General features: G+C 39.8%; 18 protein-coding genes and 2 pseudogenes. 5 read left to right on the plus strand and 15 right to left on the minus strand.

The window, feature by feature from the left end; all coding sequences use genetic code 11:
• Positions 1–224 precede the first annotated feature (224 nt).
• Entirely contained in the window at positions 225–1,388 is a 1,164-nt protein-coding gene (locus DWX73_RS07160; protein ID WP_118348169.1) for a double-cubane-cluster-containing anaerobic reductase, read from the plus strand.
• Between the two features lie 18 nt (positions 1,389–1,406).
• Positions 1,407–1,682, plus strand: coding sequence for a DUF3343 domain-containing protein (locus tag DWX73_RS07165; RefSeq protein ID WP_242996687.1), 276 nt, complete (start codon positions 1,407–1,409; stop codon positions 1,680–1,682).
• A gap of 151 nt (positions 1,683–1,833) precedes the next feature.
• On the opposite strand, the gene DWX73_RS07170 is transcribed toward DWX73_RS07165, so the two are convergent.
• The 7 genes and pseudogenes from DWX73_RS07170 to saoT form a co-directional block, all read right to left on the minus strand.
• Positions 1,834–2,031 (minus strand): hypothetical protein, encoded by a 198-nt coding sequence (locus DWX73_RS07170; protein WP_118348171.1) that lies wholly within the window; start codon positions 2,029–2,031, stop codon positions 1,834–1,836.
• 43 nt (positions 2,032–2,074) lie between these two features.
• Positions 2,075–2,407 (minus strand): DsrE-related protein SaoD, encoded by a 333-nt coding sequence (saoD, locus tag DWX73_RS07175; protein ID WP_118348172.1) that lies wholly within the window; start codon positions 2,405–2,407, stop codon positions 2,075–2,077.
• A 47-nt stretch (positions 2,408–2,454) separates the two neighbouring features.
• Entirely contained in the window at positions 2,455–3,126 is a 672-nt protein-coding gene (saoL, locus tag DWX73_RS07180; RefSeq protein ID WP_242996689.1) for a MerB-like organometallic lyase SaoL, read from the minus strand.
• Positions 3,126–3,950: an ABC transporter ATP-binding protein SaoA gene (saoA, locus tag DWX73_RS07185; RefSeq protein WP_118348174.1), complete on the minus strand. Its 825-nt coding sequence runs from the start codon at positions 3,948–3,950 to the stop codon at positions 3,126–3,128. Before saoA ends, saoL begins: the two co-directional genes overlap by 1 nt.
• Positions 3,951–3,982: 32 nt before the next feature.
• Positions 3,983–4,771 (minus strand): ABC transporter substrate-binding (seleno)protein SaoB, encoded by a 789-nt coding sequence (saoB, locus tag DWX73_RS07190; protein ID WP_334294656.1) that lies wholly within the window; start codon positions 4,769–4,771, stop codon positions 3,983–3,985.
• 3 nt (positions 4,772–4,774) lie between these two features.
• Positions 4,775–5,917, minus strand: a pseudogene (saoE, locus tag DWX73_RS07195) (efflux transporter SaoE).
• Positions 5,917–6,117: pseudogene (saoT, locus tag DWX73_RS07200) on the minus strand (thioredoxin-like (seleno)protein SaoT); the annotation flags it as partial. The pseudogenes saoE and saoT, both read right to left, overlap by 1 nt.
• 284 nt (positions 6,118–6,401) lie before the next feature.
• On the opposite strand from saoT, the gene saoP reads away from it, so the two are divergent.
• On the plus strand, positions 6,402–7,196 hold the full coding sequence (gene saoP, locus DWX73_RS07205) for an ABC transporter permease subunit SaoP (protein ID WP_442871987.1): 795 nt from the start codon (positions 6,402–6,404) through the stop codon (positions 7,194–7,196).
• Positions 7,197–7,437: 241 nt separating this feature from the next.
• Positions 7,438–8,721 (plus strand): ABC transporter substrate-binding subunit SaoX, encoded by a 1,284-nt coding sequence (gene saoX, locus DWX73_RS14290; RefSeq protein ID WP_278321088.1) that lies wholly within the window; start codon positions 7,438–7,440, stop codon positions 8,719–8,721.
• 23 nt (positions 8,722–8,744) lie between these two features.
• On the opposite strand, the gene DWX73_RS07220 is transcribed toward saoX, so the two are convergent.
• Positions 8,745–10,394 carry a sensor histidine kinase gene (locus DWX73_RS07220; RefSeq protein ID WP_118348177.1) on the minus strand — a complete coding sequence of 550 codons (1,650 nt, stop codon included), beginning with the start codon at positions 10,392–10,394 and terminating at the stop codon, positions 8,745–8,747.
• A gap of 105 nt (positions 10,395–10,499) precedes the next feature.
• On the opposite strand from DWX73_RS07220, the gene DWX73_RS07225 reads away from it, so the two are divergent.
• Positions 10,500–11,198 carry a response regulator transcription factor gene (locus DWX73_RS07225; RefSeq protein ID WP_118348178.1) on the plus strand — a complete coding sequence of 233 codons (699 nt, stop codon included), beginning with the start codon at positions 10,500–10,502 and terminating at the stop codon, positions 11,196–11,198.
• Positions 11,199–11,248: 50 nt separating this feature from the next.
• Here the strand turns inward: DWX73_RS07225 and saoC are convergent, their stop codons facing one another.
• From saoC to DWX73_RS07260, 7 genes are all read right to left on the minus strand, one after another.
• Complete coding sequence (saoC, locus tag DWX73_RS07230) at positions 11,249–11,848, minus strand: Cys-Cys-COOH (seleno)protein SaoC (protein WP_118348179.1); 600 nt, start codon at positions 11,846–11,848, stop codon at positions 11,249–11,251.
• A 31-nt stretch (positions 11,849–11,879) separates the two neighbouring features.
• Positions 11,880–12,971: a 2-hydroxyacyl-CoA dehydratase family protein gene (locus DWX73_RS07235; RefSeq protein ID WP_118348180.1), complete on the minus strand. Its 1,092-nt coding sequence runs from the start codon at positions 12,969–12,971 to the stop codon at positions 11,880–11,882.
• On the minus strand, positions 12,971–14,152 hold the full coding sequence (locus DWX73_RS07240; protein WP_118348181.1) for a double-cubane-cluster-containing anaerobic reductase: 1,182 nt from the start codon (positions 14,150–14,152) through the stop codon (positions 12,971–12,973). Before DWX73_RS07240 ends, DWX73_RS07235 begins: the two co-directional genes overlap by 1 nt.
• A 108-nt stretch (positions 14,153–14,260) precedes the next feature.
• Positions 14,261–16,345, minus strand: a complete 2,085-nt coding sequence (locus tag DWX73_RS07245; RefSeq protein ID WP_242996698.1) for a molybdopterin-containing oxidoreductase family protein — start codon at positions 16,343–16,345, stop codon at positions 14,261–14,263.
• 18 nt (positions 16,346–16,363) lie between these two features.
• The gene (locus DWX73_RS07250) at positions 16,364–17,266 is read right to left on the minus strand and encodes a selenium metabolism-associated LysR family transcriptional regulator (RefSeq protein WP_118348182.1); all 903 of its coding nucleotides are present in this window, start codon (positions 17,264–17,266) and stop codon (positions 16,364–16,366) included.
• Positions 17,267–17,383: 117 nt separating this feature from the next.
• Complete coding sequence (locus tag DWX73_RS07255; RefSeq protein ID WP_118348183.1) at positions 17,384–18,157, minus strand: dimethylarginine dimethylaminohydrolase family protein; 774 nt, start codon at positions 18,155–18,157, stop codon at positions 17,384–17,386.
• A gap of 73 nt (positions 18,158–18,230) precedes the next feature.
• Positions 18,231–19,094, minus strand: a complete 864-nt coding sequence (locus DWX73_RS07260; RefSeq protein ID WP_118348184.1) for an acyltransferase domain-containing protein — start codon at positions 19,092–19,094, stop codon at positions 18,231–18,233.
• Between the last annotated feature and the right edge of the window lie 207 nt (positions 19,095–19,301).

The raw sequence follows: 19,301 nt of genomic DNA on the forward strand, positions 1-19,301 counted from the left end.
ATCGTTGGTCGAGATGCTGTTGTACTCAATCCAATATGAACTTTTCTTTATCGTATTGGAAGTATAAATAACTTTTACTATAGAAACTATACACTGTTTTAATATTTATTGCTTTTATCTATTAAAAGCTATCATTTATCATATCTTTCAATGACCACTGTACAAATCTTCGTATTATAATAAATCTATATTTGCAATGAATGAAACACAAAAGGAGAACAACTATGCCAGAATTAAATTTACCGGAAGATTTTGAAACATTCCCGGAAGCTCGAAAGAAATCATTTCTTCGTTTAAAAGAACTAAAAGATCAGGGACGACGCATTGTCGGTACTTTCTGCACCTACACTCCGTCAGAACTTGTTACTGCTGCTGATGCTATCGCCGTAGGGCTTTGCGGTATCAGTGAAGAACTGATTCCTCCGGCTGAAACAAGACTTCCAAAGAACCTCTGTCCACTGATTAAGTCAAGCTACGGCGGCGCTCTCTCCGGAAAATGTCCGTTTTTCTATTTTTCCGATATGATCCTTGCCGAAACAACGTGCGACGGCAAAAAGAAAATGTACGAATTGCTCGGAGAGCTAAAGCACACTCACGTCATGCAGCTTCCACCCGGAAGTACCGGTGTCAAAGCGCTGGAATTCTGGAAAGCAGAGGTTGTTGATATCAAAGAAGAATTTGAGCGTTTTTATGGAATCGAGATTACAGACGAAAAAATCCGCGAAGCAATCAAACTGAGGAATCGAGAGCGAAAAGCCGTCCTCGACTTTTTTGAGGTCGGACGTCTGAAACCTTCTCCGGTCAGCGGTTATGAGATCAATACAATCATTTCTTCTAACGATTACAATTATGATATCGAAGGAAAGATTGCATATCTGGAAAAACGTACTGCCGAACTGAAGGATCTGTACGAAAAAGAATATAAAGGCAAACCATCCCGCCCGCGTATCCTCATTACCGGATGTCCGACAACCGGTGTTATGGATAAGGTTATCAAGCGAATCGAAGAGCTCGGCGCCGATGTTGTTGGATTCGAAAACTGCTGTGGTCCGCGTGAGAAAAAAGATCCGGTTGATGAAACAAAAGATCCAATCACCGCAATTGCAGAAAAATATCTCCGCGTCAACTGTTCTGTTATGAGCCCGAATCCGGGGCGTCTTGATGCGCTTGGCACACAGATCGATGAATACCAGGTAGACGGCGTTGTGGAAGTACTTCTTCACGCCTGCCATACATTTGCAATTGAGGCAGACACAATCAAGCACTATGTAACAACTGAGAAGCAGCTTCCTTATATGGCTATCAATACCGACTATTCTCCTGCCGATCAAGCGCAGATTGACACAAGACTTGGTGCTTTCATTGAATTGCTCGGTGCACAGTGCTAACCGGAAAGTGTGCATCAAATGGACTATTACTACATTTTAGCTTTTGAAAATACACGGGATGCCATGACAGCGCTCTCCCTGTCAAGAGAGCAGATCCGCGCTCTCATCATGCCAATTCCTTCTGATATCAGCAGTGGATGCGGTTTGGCGCTGCGTTTCCCTGACAGTACCGAAGAACAGATTCTGTCTTTCTGTCAGAAACTGGATTTCCCTTGTACGTTATACAAAATGGTCACTGCCAAAGTCAATGGCAGACGCGCTGTGACAAAGCTTTTTCAACAACAACATTCTTAATATCTATAGGTGCATTTGCAAACAAATCCTCTCTCCGGATTTTCTTTGCAAAACTACATAGCAAAACCGCTGGAAAACAGATGTTTTCGTCTGTCTTCCGGCGGTTTATCTCATTCCACTCTGGGGATCCGTTTTAAAATTCCCTCAAATTTTATGCAATACGTTCTGCTTCGAATCCCATTTCTTTCAGAATATCCATTGTCACTTCCATACAATGATCGCAGTCACAAATAGATACTTTCTTGCCTTCAAAATCAACTTCATGCTTAATTGCCGCATCTTCTAATGCTGCGTCAATTTTCTTTGCACATTCTGGACAGCAAAGTCCCGGTACGCTTAATACTCTCATCTTACAATCTCCTTATCATTTGAATTGATATGTTTCACCGATTCTACAACGTAATAACCTGATCTACATTTGCAGGTGCAAGTGCTGCATAAACATTCGGGAAACATCCGATTCCTGCCGGTGCCACAAGTTTATCAGCAATATCTCTCTGATAGCAGCAGCGGTCACATGCCATAAGAAGCATGCCTGTCTTCTCGCTGAGCGCCTGCAGTCTTGCTCCGATATCAGATCCTTCCACCAACATATAAGTATTGTCAAAGAAGAACATCATTCCGGCTACTTCTACGCCATGTCTTCCTTCTTCCAACTGCGGAATAATCATCGTCTCAAGAATCTCTCTCGCATGTTCTGATTCAAATAAATAAGCTACTTTCATTGTTGTAATCCTCCTCCGTTTGCTGTGCCATTCCCCTTCAAATTGCTTTATATTGCCTTTGCCAGCAGCCACTTCAAATCATCCGCATTCACTTCTGTGTGGAAGATTTCATATGCTTCTTTTACAGCTCTGTCAATATCAGCCTTAATTACCATTTTCGGATCTAATTCCATATCCGCAACATACTGATCAAATTCTGCACCACTGCAGAAAAAGTTCATAACATTTCAGCAGGAGCCTGCCCAGTTTGACATTTCTCCAAGTGGAAATGTCAATGCATGAAGTTCTTTTGGAGAATACTCTGCCACCTTACCGTCTGTGATCTTTACAAAAACCGGTTCCCCGCTGACTGCGCTGACTGAATGAACTTCTGTATCTTGATGAAATGTAAATGCAGCCCCGATTGCGTCAATTGCACACATAGCAGTAAAAGTTCTTCCATCTGCAAGTGTTACTCTGTGATTTGTTGGAAGCGCAGACACTGGGTAAATAAAGTTTACCTTTGTTCCGTCAAGCACCATTCCATCCTCTTCCAGTAACTTCTCACAAATTTCTTTATATTCTTTTCCACTCATTTGAAGCTTGCCAAGTACCGCAACTCTATCTTCTTCCAGATCAAATGCTCTGCCGTTATTTACTGTTTCATTAATAATTGCAAGCCGAAGCTCATTCTCCCGCTCTGTAAATTTCTCATGTACGTTTTTAATCTTCTGTGCCATTATTTTCCACTTTCTACTCCCTGTATAAATTCCATTAAATCCTTATCATCATCTGTGTAAACCTCTCCATTTAACGCAGATTTCAGCACAGTCGTTAATTGGTCTACATAGTCATGATATTTTGGATTCGTGCGATCACGCGGTCTCGGCAGATCAATCTTAATATCTGCCAGTATCTTCCCGTGATTTCGTGACATCACAACGACCCGGTCACTCAGATAAATCGACTCATCCACATCGTGAGTTACCATAAGCGCTGTCGTCTTTTTCTTTTGTAAAATACTTTCCAGCTGCATCTGGAGCATCTGTCTCATCTGAAAATCTACCGCTCCAAGCGGCTCATCCATCAAAAGTACCTGCGGATCACAGGCAATTGCACGAAGAAGCGCAACTCTCTGCTTCATACCACCGGAAAGTTCATGTATGTAGTGATTCTCATACTCTGTAAGCTGAGCCATCTCTAATAACTCTTTCAGCGTCTGTTTGCGCTGTTCCTTTGAAACTTTCATTTTTTTCATTGGATATTCAATGTTTTCTCCAACTTTCAGCCACGGAAATAATGCATAATTCTGAAACATAAATGCACGATCTGTCCCAGGCTTGCTGACTTCTTTTCCATTTACAATAATTTTTCCATCATCCGGCTTTTGGAATCCGGCAATAATTGTCAACGTTGTTGTCTTTCCACATCCGGAAGGACCAAGCAGAGAAACAAATTCTCCCTCTCCCACCTCAAAAGAAACATCCTTCAATACCTGCGCCGGCTCTTCCGGTTTTCTCTTGTTTTTAAATGTTTTTGAAATATGTTCTACTGAAATAGACATCTCTTTCCTCTCCTCTGTACATATATCTTTGTTTACTGCCTCAATTCTAACGGTAAAAACTCTATCTGCTTGTCCTGAATCCATTCCTTCTGCACTCCAAGTTTTTCTGCCAGATATTCCGGTTGATTTAATTTCTCTACTGCCTGATTATAACTGATCACAAAATCTTCAAATGCTTTTGTTTTTGCAAATTCTTTCTCTACTACAAGCACATAGGAAATATAGTCATGGGCCGAAAGCGGTTTGTTCCGGTACTGCGGTACTTTTGCCGCCTTCGTCACATCCTGAATTACTGCATCCACCTGTCCATCCTCTAATGTATAAAGAATGCCTTTCTGGGTTACATCCTGAAAACTCTCGATTTGTGGATACGTTTCCTGTGCCACCTGTTTTTCCTGCTCCCTTCCCTGACTGATTCCGACTGTTTTTACCTTCTCCCATTCATTTTTATAACTGATTACTTCTGCATTCATAATTGCAGGACCATAGATTTCCACATGTTCATTCTGCTCCACGGTATGTACGGCAACATGCTGACAATAAAATGCAAGATTAATTTCTTTCGCACTCAGTGCCCACTGAGCAAGATTGCTTCAGCAATCCTGGAACGATGAGCTTTCCAGTGAATCTTTGATTTCATATGTCTCACTCAGAAGCTCCACCGTTTCTTTCATTAGCACACCTGACAGATCATCACCTGCACCAATTCTAATCTCAGCATTCTCGTTCATTGCCTTCTCTTTTGGAAACCCAAAACTAATTAAAAAACCTACAGCAATAAATCCAATAATAAAAATGACAACTTTTTTCTGAATACTCATGAATTATGCTTTCTTCATCTTTCTCCGAAGATATCTGTATACTGCAACAACTGCATATGCGATGATAATTCCGCTGCAAATCCAATTTGCCCAGGCTGGAAGCTCAATCATCAGTTTATTCGCCTGCTTAATTGTGTTAGATGTTCTATCGAAATCCAACACCGGTTTAAATCCCGGCATCAATAATTTGTTCGCAATATAACCGGAAATAAATCCCAATGCTACTATCATTGAAAAATACATTGTGCTGGCTCTTTTTCCGATCATCTTTGTGATCGTAAGAAGTTCCGGCACGTTCGTACCTGCTCCAGCCATCAGGTACATGATTGATATACCTGGTGCAGCTCCACTGGCTACCAGAGCTGCAATAAACGGTATATGGCCTACCGCTCAAACATACATAAATGTTGAGACAACAGCAATTCCGAATAAGGAAATCACTCCCGGCTGACCGAGATAATCATGAATAAATGACTGTGGAACAATGGTAAATAAAAATCCTGCAATCAACATTCCTGTAACACTGTACTTACTAATTGTGACTGCAAGTTCTGTCGCTGACCACCGCAGACCGCTTTTAATTTTCTCCCAGAAGGACGGTTCTTCAAACTCCAGCTGAATCATACCACCTCCTTCGGAGTCTTCTTCATCGGTTTCAAGCTTAACAGAAACTTCTGAACCGCCATATTTTTTATTGCGCAGACCAATATGTAATTCATCTCCGCCAAAACGATTCGCAATCATTCCGATGAGCATTGGTCCTACAAATCCTGAAATTACATATATAATTGTAATTTCTTTTCCCAAAAGCCCCCATGACAGCAACACCGCCAATGGGTTGATGACTGGCGTACTTGTCATAAAGGTTAATGTGGGACCAAGATAGGCTCCGCTGTAGTACATACTGATTCCCAATGGGATCGTTCCGCAGCTGCAGATAGGAAGTAACATTCCGGTTACCGTTGTCCAGAATACCCCTCTCACTTTCGTAGAACCAATTGCTGTCTTCTGCAAATTCTCAGGCTTAATAAACTCGTGCAGCAACCCTGCAACGATAAAGCTGAAAACAACCCAGGCAGAAGAACTGTTCAGCATCGACCAGGCCGACTGGATAATGCTGTACAAAAAGTCCAATACCTCTCTCATTATAGTTTTAAAGCCTCCTCAAATGCGTTTCGCACAGCTTGTTTTGTCAGTTTCGTTACTGCTTTTTTCTCATTGATTACAAGCATACTCTTAGAAACTGAACCATACTTTTTAATATAATCGAAGTCTGTACCTGCGCGATATATTTTTACATGTACTCTGCCTTCATATTCTTTCTCTAAGACTTGAACCAAGTTCCCGAATACTTCGCATCACGCACATACACTGATATACTCGATACATGGCTTTTCCACTTTTACACCTCCCTATAATATCTATATATCTTCCTAATTATAACGGAGTTCTAAATTCTTTTCTTGTTTTATTAAAAAAACCTAATATATTAATATTCATTTATTTTTGTTATGAATATTTATATCTTCTTACAAATAAATCTGCTATGATTTTTTTGAATTATTACAATTTATTCATATCTATTCATCAAGGGGGTGAGGTTTTGAGTGAAAACAAACAAGTAGATCGTATGATCCACGCCACCAAAATGAAAGATCGGCAAAATTGGCGAAAAATGGGCGGCAAAAACTATAATGTTGGAGCAATCATTTCTCTTATTATTATTGCAATCGTCTGGTATGTTGCTGCACACATCGTAGATTCTCCATTTACATTCCCGTATTTAGAGACCGTATTACATGATGTCGTTTATTCTCTATCTGATTTATACGTTCTTAAAAATCTCGGAATTACGATGCGCCGAGTTCTGACCGGTTCCTTATATGCTTTCATTATTGGTTTTCCTTTAGGAATGATTATGGGATATTCTCCTAAAATTTTGCAGGCAATGTCTCCATTTATCAACTCCTTAAGACAAGTTCCAATTATGGCGTGGGTTCCTTTATCTATTGTATGGCTTGGTATTGGTGATGGTCCAACCATTTTCCTGATCGCGTTTAGCGGTATTTTTACAATTATTTTAAATACCGTTGCAGGTGTGCAGGACATCAGTAAAGATTTCTATAATGCCGCACGATCAATGGGCGCAGGAACATTAAGCATTATAAAAGATATTGTTATTCCGGGCTCTCTTCCTGGAGTGCTGACCGGAATTCGACTGGCAATCGGACTTGGATGGATGTCCGTTATATGAGCGGAGTTCATTGCGACAAGTGCCGGGTTCGGTTACATAATGGTGGAAGCTCAGGGCCGTTTACAGACTTCAACAGTTATCGCATATATGATAATTGCCGGTCTGATTGGTTTCCTGATCGACACTGTTCTTGTACTTTGTGAAAGAGTACTGTTACAGTGGAAAGCATAACACAGACGGAGACAACAGCATGTCCGCCAGATTGCTGCCGTCTATAGAAAGTCTGAAGAAATAACTGATTTTCATTATTTCTTCAGGCTTTATTTATTTTTTATATATTTCACTCTGTCTTCATTCGAAAATCAAATACATCTTTGGATTACTTTCTTTTTCCAAATTCCTCTGCTATAATGACTTTGCAAATATTAATAAATATTAATTTTTTAATATGACATACGAAGGGGGAAATGACATGAAAAAGAAAGTTTTAGCAGCATTTCTCGCTACTGCAATGGTATGCGGTCTTCTCACAGGCTGTCATGACAGTAGTAAGAATGAAGCTACGATCGACATCAAGAAAACAAGCTACGATCCAAAAGAAGAAGTCAAAGACTTTGAATTCGGAGAGTTAAATGATGTAGAAAAGGATTATGTAATTGAGATGGGTTACAATAACTGTGACCATATGGTTGCTTCAATCATCGGTGAGAAAGCCGGTATTTACGAGGCAATGGGATTAAATGTTAATCTTACAAAATCAGGCGAAACAACAAAAGCACTTATTAGCGGCGCAATGGACGTTGGTTACATTGGTGTTGGCGCTGCCGGTCTTTCACAAAATCCACCATACTTTATTGCATCTGCAAACCACACTGGTGGTTCCCGCTACTTAGTAGTAAGTAATGACATTAAAGAAGCAAAAGATATCGAAGGCAAAACACTTGCAATGCCTGCTGAACCTGCTGAAGATTCAGAATGGCGCGGTTGGGCAAGAGATTATGGATTTTCCTATAATAAAGAAGATTATGACATTGTCAGCATGGGACAAGCTGATGCTATGTTCGCATTAAAAGCCGGTCAGATTGACGGCTTCGTCTGCTGAGACCCTTATGCCTCTCAGGCAGAGTTCGAAGGTTTCGGACATATTATGTGTATCAGTTGGGGAACAAATCTTGATGAAAACGGTAAGGTACCGGATGCTGACTCCTGGGCAAGATGCTGTACGCTCAGTATGAATAAAGACTTTGAGCAGAAATGCCCAGAACTTGCTCGTCGTCTCGTATATGCGCACACACTTGCAGTTCAGTATTTATACACGCATCCTTATAATGCAGCGATGATGTTTGCCGATGGATTTGACTGTGATCCATATGTAGCGCTTCGTACAGTCTATATGAAAACTGTTGCAGAAGGCCGTACAATCACATGGCACTGGTCAGAATCTAACCTGGAAAATGATGAGAAATTTGACACACAGTGGCAAAATCCATCGATTCCGGAAGTTGATATTAACTACAAATCAATTTATGAAGAATCACTCCAGAAAGCCACTGCATTACATGAATCAGCAGGTACTCGTGATTTTGAAGAATTCATAAAAGAAGACGTTGATCCAATTTCACCACTTGGAATTACATTTGAAGATTGGTACAACAACGCAAAAACAATTGATGGTATCTCTGATGAGGACGCGGTTGACATTTCTAAAACAGCAACTCCGTATCTCAACGAGAATCTAAAAGAGAAAGATAAATAAGCATTAAAAATTCCTGCGTCAGATCAGTTTGACGCAGGAATTTTTTCTGTTTCTTCGATTGTATATGGAAAATCTACAATAAACATTGTTCCTTTTCCGATTTCTGTTTTTACCCGGATAGTTCCCCCATGTTCTTCTGTCAGACGCTTTACAACAGTAAGCCCAATACCGGTTCCCTCACTCACTTTTTTGGTTGTAAAAAATGGTTGGAATACTTTCTGTTTAATCTCTGTTGGAATCCCTTCACCATTATCTTCGATAATAAGTCTTACAAACTTATCATCATCTGTACTTAGACCAAATTCAATTTTTAATACCCCTCCTTTTTTCATTGCATGAACTGCATTCGTAGCTAAATTCAGCACAATCTGATTGAGCGATCCAACCTGTCCGTGTATTTTATATGGTGTTTTGCAAATATTTTCCTGTAACACAATATTTTCCGGAAGTATTTTTTTTACAATATTTATAGCCTCGTGCATTGCATAAACCGCATCATAATCTGTCAAAACTTTTTCCGCTTTTCCCTGTCTGCTGTAATCCAATAATTGTCTTGCCAATTCCCCGCAGCGAACAGCTGAGGTTTTCAGTTCATTAATCTCATCCGGCATTTCTTTCTGTACAACTTCATTTTCTTCTAATAATTCTGCATATAAAACAATCGGCGTCATCAAATTGTTAAATTCATGCGCAATTGCTCCGGTCAATACCCCCAAAGTTTTGGAATGATTGTATTTCTTCATTAAACCTTCCTGCTTTTTCATTGTCTCATTCAGCGTCTTTTCGTGCTGAAGTTCTTTGACCAATTCTGTTTCCTTCTTATGATGTTCCTGTAATTTATAAATGAATCCGATTGCTGTCACAACTAATAATATGCCGATCAAACTAAAATCCAATGAAATCCGTTCCAATGGAGTTACTAATTCATTATAATTCTCAATAATATACAAAAATAGTTTCTCTTCTCCGATTGTAATCGTCTCACAGGCAATTAATTTTTTTGTATTTTTTAACGAACCTCCATTTGTTTCGTAAATCCATTTTACTGTACTTCCTTTGCCGGCAATATGTGATATCGAAATATCTTCTTTCCTGTAAGTTCCGGGCATAATCGTTTTTCCTGCCTCGTTCTGAACAATGCAGTATCTTCCATTTTCTGTTTCTAATGCAGATAGTGCCTGTTCTTCTTCATAAATTTCATCCAGGTCCAGCTGTACACGCACATATCCGGTAATTTTCCCCCTGACAGAAATTGTTTTCAGCATATATAAAGCATATGCCCCTTCCTCTGTCTGTTCAATCGGCCCTATCACAACTTCTCCCGGATTTTTCAGCATTTCCGCACATTGTTTCTGCTCCCATTCCTGTTGTTTTCTAATCTCTTCCAGTGGCACATATTCGCAGCGTTCCCCCATCTTAATGCTTCCGGTCTCTACCTCATCTAAATTTTCCATATCCCCTGAAAAAGCTGCATATACCAAATCTTTTTTTGATTCTAAAGTTGAAAACAAACTTCTTGCATTTACTTTCGCTAAGCTTTTCATATTTTCTTCTTCTCGTGAAATAATCATTTTTTCTACACTTGAATAGCTAAAAAACACAACTCCAACTAAGCAAACGATACTCGCACATGCTATTACTATTTGTCTCATTAATAATTTCTTATTTCTCATAAATGTCTCCTATAATATTTGACTTAAAAAAAGATGGTCGCTATAATCTTTATAGGTAATGATAAAATCTAGTTACCTATAAAATACATAGAAAGGACTTCTCCTATGAATGATATTTCTGTTTTAGTAGTGGATGACGAACAATCCGTTCTAAAAGCAATCTCTTATGTTTTAAAACATGAAAATATAAATTGCTGTTGTGCATCAAATTGCAAACAAGCTTTTGACTATTTACAGACGCAGACTTTTGATGTCATTTTACTGGATATTATGATGCCTGAGCAAGATGGATTTTCTTTTTTAAAAGAATTGCGCGAAATGAATATTATGACTCCTGTAATTCTTTTAAGCGGTCGTGAAGAAGACGCTGTACAGGTGCAGGGATTGGGACTTGGCGCTGATGATTATATGACCAAGCCATTCAGCAAAGTAATCCTAGTTTCCAAAATACGGGCAATCGTCAGACGTACCCAGCAATATACAACTCCTGCTGTAACCTCTGTCAATCCGATACTTCAGCGCGGATGTTTCACGCTGCATCTGGACTCACAACTTGTCCTGAAAAATGATACTGAGATTTCTCTTTCTTCGAAAGAATTTGCACTGCTCTATTTTTTTCTCGAAAATTCCGAAAAGGTTTTATCTAAGAAAGAAATCTTTTCAAGAGTCTGGCAAAATGATGTGACGGATGATAATACCATTCTTGTCTATATCAAACGTTTACGCGATAAAATTGAAGATACTCCCTCAAAACCTGTACATCTTACTACAGTATGGGGAAAAGGATACCGGTTTTTTCCATAAAACCGATATCCTTTCTTTTTTTGATTAGAACCTCTAATCCTCACTCCCTATCAGCATTCTTCCATGCCTTCGCCAAATAAATTTACTGCTTTTCCTTCTATGACACGGAAAATACCATATCCAACTTTCGCTCCTTTTTGTCCCTGCAGCACAAACTCCATTTCATCTGCTTTATCAATATTTTGAAATTGAATTTTTTGATTCTCAACCGGAGCCGGAATAGGTTCTGTATGCTCATACGTTTCTCCGTTACCCAAGTCGATCATTACTGTCAGCCGAATATGTCCTCCATTGACAAGTGCCGTATTCTTACTTGCCTCATCTTCTTCAGGCGTGTTGTAAATAACAACCAGATCTTTTTTCCCGTCATTCGTCAAATCTTCTTCACAGGCAACAAGCATTGTCGCTGTTGGAAATTGTTCATAAAATGCCTGCAGAATCTTATTATCTTCCGGAACAGTCTCTGCGTAGCTCAGACTTCTTCCAACTCTGCTTCCGTCTTCATATGTTGTGACCGTTCCATTTTGTACCTGCTTTTCTTCATATAAATTTTCCAGACTTTGTCTAATGATAATTCCAGCCAGAAGAATACAGACGATAAGCACGATTTTTCCTTTCAAACTTTTAAAAAAACTTACAGTTTTTTTCATATAGTATTGCTCCTCATAGTATTTCTTATAATTACTGTAATATCTCCAAAAAAGCTGCTATTCTTGTAGATAACTGTGCTTTATCGGCATCCGAATATCCCGTCTCGATTGCTGCATACGGAATTCCCTGCTGACTGAAATGCCTTTCCACAGAGTACTTCTCCACCGTATAGGCATGGCATGGCTGTAAATGGATATCAAGAATTCCTGCAATTTGATAAGATGTTACTAATTGCTCCAGCAATTTCTTTCTCTTTTGATTCGGAGTCATAATCGCACAGGCAGTATTTTGATAGCATTCTGCTAACGAAGCTATTATATCGTCTTTCTTTACATCCGTAAAGCGAATATTAGATTTTATACATTCACAGTTTTCAAAACAAACTACTACACCGCCATTTTTTTCAACTATTTCGATAATTTTTTGATATACTCCGCCAATCGGACATCCTGTAAGCAAAATACGCGGTGCAGTTTCTGGAACTTTCTCCTCTCTTCCCAGAAATTCTTCTCTTACCTTCTCATTCGCTGCAATGCGCTCTTCACTCGTTGGCAGTTTCATATTTTCTTGCAGTTTTTCGTATACTTCCATTCCCCATGCACAAGGAGGTACTTGCTGCTGCACAGCCAACAAATTCATTGCACTCGCTCTCTGTCTGTTCGTATCATTTGCTGCTTTACGAATTGCTTCATCTGTCACTGTAATACCGAATCTCTGCTCAAGCATTTTAATCAAATAACGACTTTCAGAAGCAATCAGCGGAAGTACATATTCTTGTTCTTCCCCTTGAGGTACTTGATAATAATATACTTTCGACTGATCCTTTAAAAGTTCAAACATTTTTTTCTTTCCATCACAAGAACTTTCTGCAATAATTAAGTCTGCCTGTTCTAAAACACCGCTTTCACATATTTCACAGCATTCTCTTACAATCGGACATACATTCTTTGGCAATTCTTCCGGATACAAATCTCCATTTTCCTCTAAATGTGTAATCTGTAATGTTTGAAATCCTGCAGCCTCCAATATCTCTACCGGAACAAAGGAACAAAAATAAATTGCTGCTTTTTTATGTTTCTTATGACAATCATCAATCCATTTTTTTACTTCTTCTTTTCTCATTATTGTTCCTCTTTCCTTGCTCGAATCATTTCCAAATATGCTTCAATTCGTGTACGGATCTGCCCTGCATCCCCTTCTGTAAAATCTGTTTCTATATGCAGCAGTGGGATACCGCACTTCTCACAAACTCTCTTAATATTCTCGGTTTCGATTGCAAATGGATTACATGAATGTAGCGTAATACTGATGATTCCATCTGCTTTCCATTCAGAAATCGTTTCTTCCACTTGCTTCATACGTCTCGTATTTGGTGAAACTACTGCGCAAGGTACCTCAATATATTTTTCCGCAATCCGTATGTATGGATCTCTTGACTCGTCTTCATCTACAAGTCTTCTTCTGGAAGAAATTCCGCAGCATCCTTCGTAACAGACGACAGCGCCTCCCAGTTCCTCAATCACTTTGATTGTTTTCTCTTCTATACCGCCCATTCCGGCTCCGGATACGATTAACCTTGGACGATTCGGATCTGGTTCAAATGGATATTTCCCTTTCTTCCAGTTTTCCTCGCACTCATTTAAGATTTCATCCATTCTCTTATATTTCTCTTCTTTATCGAACATATACTGCTCGCCTTCCATAATATCCCGCATCCGCATCCCTGTAATTGCCGGAGGATCATAACGTCCCAGTTCATAAATTCTAGCAGCCTGTTTTCGCTCCTTATTACACCATTTAATTGCAGCATTTAATTTTTCTTCTGTAATCTCTACATCGAATTTCTCTGCAAGACCTTTCGCAAACGTCCGCAGTTCCATTGTCCACATTTCCAGGGAACGGTCATAATCCGGAAGATTCGGCAAATGAATTACCTGCATTGGTTTAAGTTCGCCTAAAAGCTCATACATCTTTTTCTTTCCGTCGCATGTCGTTTCCCCTACGACAACATCTGAAAAATATGCATACGGACAGCTCTCTTCCAATGCATGTCCATAGCTCGACTTAATCAACGGACACAAATTCTTTGGAAGTCTTGTTTCTGCTGTCGGAATCGATAATGCGCTTTTTCCGCACAATCCTACCTGATACAATCCCGCTGCCAATATAATTTCAGCAGGGGTATACTGACAGAATGAACCGCAAATATTTTTTCCACTGTCTTTCAATTCCTTGATTTTCAAAAATCCTTGTCTTCTGGCATCTGCAAAATTCTCAAACTGTTCTGGTAATGATGTTTTCATAGATTATCCTCTTATCTTTCTCCACTATTCCTCAAAAAGGATCAGCCTTCACACACAGCTGATCCTTTTATAACTGGTTTTTATTTCTCAGTTCTCTCCCGCTTTACCTTATTCCTTCTCAACTCTGCAAGGAACAGATTTCATTGTAACAAATCCTGTAATTGGATCGTTATACGCAAGACTTGTAAGCTCATTTACATTTCCAATCTTCCACGCCTCCGGCATATACTCACTTCCGCCTCCGTGAGGAATATGGATACAATGTCTTGCAATCTCACAGACGCGAACTTTAAACCGCCCTGTGCCAAATGGCGTCGTAACTCTCGCCCAAGCTCCATCTGTCAATTCAAGTTCACCTGCATCCTCCGGTGAAAGATCCATATATGGATATGGCTCTAACTTCGCAATTCCCGGAAGATTTGCCCCAAATACTCCCATCCGATGGATACTTCTCGCACCTGTCGTCATGGTAAACGGATATTCCGGGCAATCCATATCCGGAAGCGACCGCATATCCTGATACTCCGGATATGGAGTAAATCCATTCTCTTCTAAATATACAGAACAAATTTCAAATTTTCCTGATGGCGTTGGAAATCCCGGTTTTCCATCACTTCTCAGCAATCCCTTTTCGTATTTACGATATACGCGTTCCTTCTGTGAAGCAGGACCTTTCCAATCATTCGCATATGGAGCTGAACCATTCAGCAGCCATTCTTTTAATTCCTCTTCATTTCCCGGATAATCTTCTCCAATTCCAAGCCGTTTCGCTAATGCTGAGAAAATCAATACATCATCTCTGCATTCTCCAAATGGCTCTGCTGCCGGCGGCTGAAGCGTCTGCCTTCCATCTACTCCTGTAGTCAGCGACCACGTTTCAAACATTGTGCTTGCCGGAAATACCACATCTGCAAAACGGGCATCTTCTGTCATATAGCGGTCTGAAACAATCAGGCAATCCAACTTCTTATATACTTCCCGCCATTTATTGCTGTCCGGGAATGTCAATACCGGCGAGCCTCCTGCCAGAAGAAGCGCACGCACCGGATACGGATCATCATTCAAAACTGCTTCCGGAAATCTGCAGAACTGACCGCCTTCCATGAATTTATAGAACATTGGAAATTCTTTCATTCCGATCGGTTGATTTTCCTCTGGCAAATCATACAGCTGAAACGTCGGCTGATTCTGACAATTAAAATAAATTCCGCCTTCTACATCTAATTTCCCCGTGATCGCCCACAGTGTAAAGATTGCTCTATTATTCTGAATTGCACTCAACTGATACTCTAATCCAGTATATGCAATTAGTGAAATCTTTTCTGTAGAACAGAACAACTCTGTCAATTCTTTTATTTGCTCTACAGAAATTCCACAAAATCTCGATAAATCATTCAATTCCAGTGATTCTACATATTTTCTAAACGCTTCAAATCCTCTTGTATACTCTGATACAAATTCTTTATCGTACCGTTCCTGTTCAATAATCAGCTTGAGCATTGCCAACGCCAATGCCCCATCTGCCCCCGGAATTACAGGAATCCACAGATCAGCCAACTCGCCCATTCCTGTTTTTCGCGGATCAATTACTACAATCTTTGCTCCTCGTTTCTTTGCTTTCTGAATTCCCCGATATTCTCCCCGTGGTCCGCAGTCTGTCATTGGATTTTTTCCCCAGATGAAAATATAATCACTATGTTCCACATCTTGAATCATCTGCCTTGTATTGAGACCGGAAGTAGTTACCGGTGTAACCGTGCTGGATGCCATATTACAAATAGATCCCGCATTAAAATCATTCGGAGAACCAAGTCGCTTCATAAAACATGGCTCGGATTTTCCGGAAAAGATGCGGGCAATCGGCATCCCAAGAATTCCTCTTCCCTGATAAGACGCCAGCGCCCGCGCTCCATAAGTTTTTCTTGTCTTATCCAAAAGCTCCGCTGCATAATCCAGTGCCTCATCCCATGTAGCTTTTCTGAATTTCCCTTCGCCTTTTTCTCCAATCCGGATCAGTGGATGTGAAATACGATCAGCGCTATAAAGCAGTTCCGGCGTCAATGCCCCTCTTGCACATACTCGCCCCTGCGGAGAATCCTGATCTGCCTCCACTCTCCTAATCTTTCCATCTTCTACGGTAACTTTCACATGACAGCCGCCCTGACACATTCCACATTTTCGATGAATGATCATAATTATCTCCTTTCCACCTTACATTTCACTACAATATTCTTTCAGCATACTGATTGCCCGCTCGCCTACTTTGGACAAATTGCGCTCACAATGCCAAAATAAATATAACTGGCGTTTTGTTTCAATTTCAGGAAACTCAAATACTAAAACTCGTTTCTGCTCCAGATAATCTTTTACTGCCAGGCTGCTGACAAAGCCAATTCCTACGCCTTCCGCAACAACCCTCTTTAACGTTTCTGTCGTCTGAACCTCAGCTGCAACCTGAATTTTATCACTCTCCAGACCAAGTTTTCTCTCTACATTATCCGCGGCAGTCTTCGTTCCACTGCCCATTTCTCTAATAACAAAATTCTCCCTTTTTAGTTCATTTCTATCGAAGTTTCCTTTATAATCACGATATTTTTTTATATTAGGAGTAATCAGAACAATTTCATCCTTAATTAATGGCTCAAAAAATAACTTTGCACTTGATGAACGTATACTTCCTACGCCAATTTCCTGCTCAAAATGCAGGATTTTCTGCAACACCTCTGTGCTGTCTCCCTCCGAAATTTTATATCCGATATCAGGATTCTTTTTCTTAGAGTAGGATAAAAATCCTGGAAAAATATAATTTGCCGGAACGCTTGAGGAAGCAAACATCACATCTCCTGCGATCTTTTCCCCTTTATTCTTGATTTTTTGAATTGCATCTTCTTCCGCCTTTAACATCTGAACAGCATAAGGATAAAACAAAAGCCCAGCTTCTGATAATACAATATCTTTTGTTGAACGGATCAAAAGCTGTTCTCCAAGCTCTTTTTCTAATGTTTTAATATGCATGCTGATCGTTGGTTGTGAAACAAACATTTCCTTTGCTGCCAGCGAGAAGCTTTTATGATTCACAACACTGACAAGCGATTTTATCTGCTCCAGATTCATTTGTATTCCTCTTTCCTGCTTTCATTTCTACCCTTTATTATAGGAAGAAACAGGTTAAAGGTCTAATTGAAATTCTGAATATATTTATTGATATTATCAATAAATATGCATATTTTTCTAAAATCTCAATGAGAGGCAGCTCAGTCCACCATCAATTTTTCGATATTCAGACGTATCTGTCGTAATCACTTTGTAACCGGCACTCTTAACTGCCGCAGCCACTTTCGGATATCCCTCCGGTACAATTACCGTTCCATTTACCCAAATACAGTTGGCAGCATATGCCTCGTCTTCCGGGATTACAATTTTCTTCGCATCTTTAAACTCGTCCTTGTCTACGAATTCACCAGATACGAGAAATGTATTATTTTCAAGATAATTCACACCCGTCTTCAAGTGAAGCACTTCTTTCAACGTTACTTCAGATCCTGTCAGGCCATATTTCTCAAGAATTTCAATAAACTGGCGGATGCCTTCTTCATTTGTTCTTGCAGAACGTCCCACATAAAAATGATCTCCAACCATCATAACATCGCCGCCTTCTAAAGTTCCAGGCGCTTTAATATATTCAATCTGATCATCCGCGTAAAACTTACGGATCGTATCAACAATATACTCTGGTTCCTTATTTCTTGAAGCTGCGCCCGGATTTGTAATAATGGCGCACTTACGAGTCACAACTGCCGCATCTTCCACAAAACAGGAATCCGGAAATTCTTCCAGTGGTTCTAATTCTGTCACTTCTACGCCACATTTTTTCAGCGCTGCGATATATGCATCATGTTGCTTTACTGCAAGCTCATAATCCGGTTTTCCCAATTCCGGCGCTGACGTGATCCCTTCCATTAAAGTTTTTGACGGTTTTCTTACAATTACATTATGAAACATCATTACCCCTCCATAGCATTTTGCAAACTATATTGTTATATTTATTCATATTTTATGTATATTTATACCATATCTATTACTCTGCTGTAAAGAGTCTTTGGAAAATTTTTTCAGAAAGATATCCTGCTCCTTCCCCTACTTTTCTTCCTGACAATATATATTGTTTCAAATTTCTCTGAAGTGTCGTTTCTTCCGGAAGTGATTCCCACGGAATATCCGTACGTTTATATACCCATTGCATAAAACTGTCACTTTCTTCCTCTACATGCTGTATCAAAAATTCTTTCTGAAAGCGGATAATCTTTGAATTAGATGGAAGCACATCTCTTAATGCGGGTGCAAGCAGCCAGGAGGAGCATCTTATTTTTGCATGTATATACGCCGGAAAATATTGACGCACAAATATTCCTGCCAACCGATATGATCTGTGTACTGCCTCTAGCTCCAGATTAGCGTCTGAGGGAATATGCAGACTAATGTAACGCTGTTCTTTGCCGTTCTTCCGGTTTTCTTTAAACTCATATTCCAATTCTCCGATACGAAATAATTTTCCTGACAATTGTCTGACTGTCCACCATTCCCGATCAAATCCGTATATGCCAAAGCTTTCGTGATGTTCCCGCACAAATCTTGAAAAACATTTCAGAGAATCAATAAAAATTTCATCTGATATTCCCCATTTCTGGTAAAGCAAATATGTTTTCAATCCACAATCCAGCATACAAGTCAACATTTTCAATCCTTGTGCGTCTTCTCCCAAAGTTTCCCGCAATTCTTTTACCCCTGTTTCCCATGTTTCCTCATGAAAAAGCTGTGTCATCACCTCTTCTATTTTTTCCCAATTTTGTGTTTCCTTCAATTCTTTATACAGCGCCAGTATTTTCTCTGTTACTTCCTTTGGCATTTCCAGTTTGGAACAAAATTCTCTGAGACTGTTCATTTTCTTTTTCCTCCTTATATATAATCGAGTAGGAGCTAATCATTAATTGATTAGCCGACCTCTCACACCACCTAGCATACCGTTCAGTACTAGGCGGTTCCTTAGTTTTCACAAACTACTAGATAATAGTCAAGCATGGATGTATAACCTAGCTTGGCTATTACTTTCTTTGAAAAGATTTGGTTCAAGACTTTCGCCATTCTCCAG

Origin of the sequence: Coprococcus sp. AF21-14LB, from assembly GCF_003458885.1 — a bacterium.
Lineage (GTDB): Bacteria > Bacillota > Clostridia > Lachnospirales > Lachnospiraceae > UBA9414.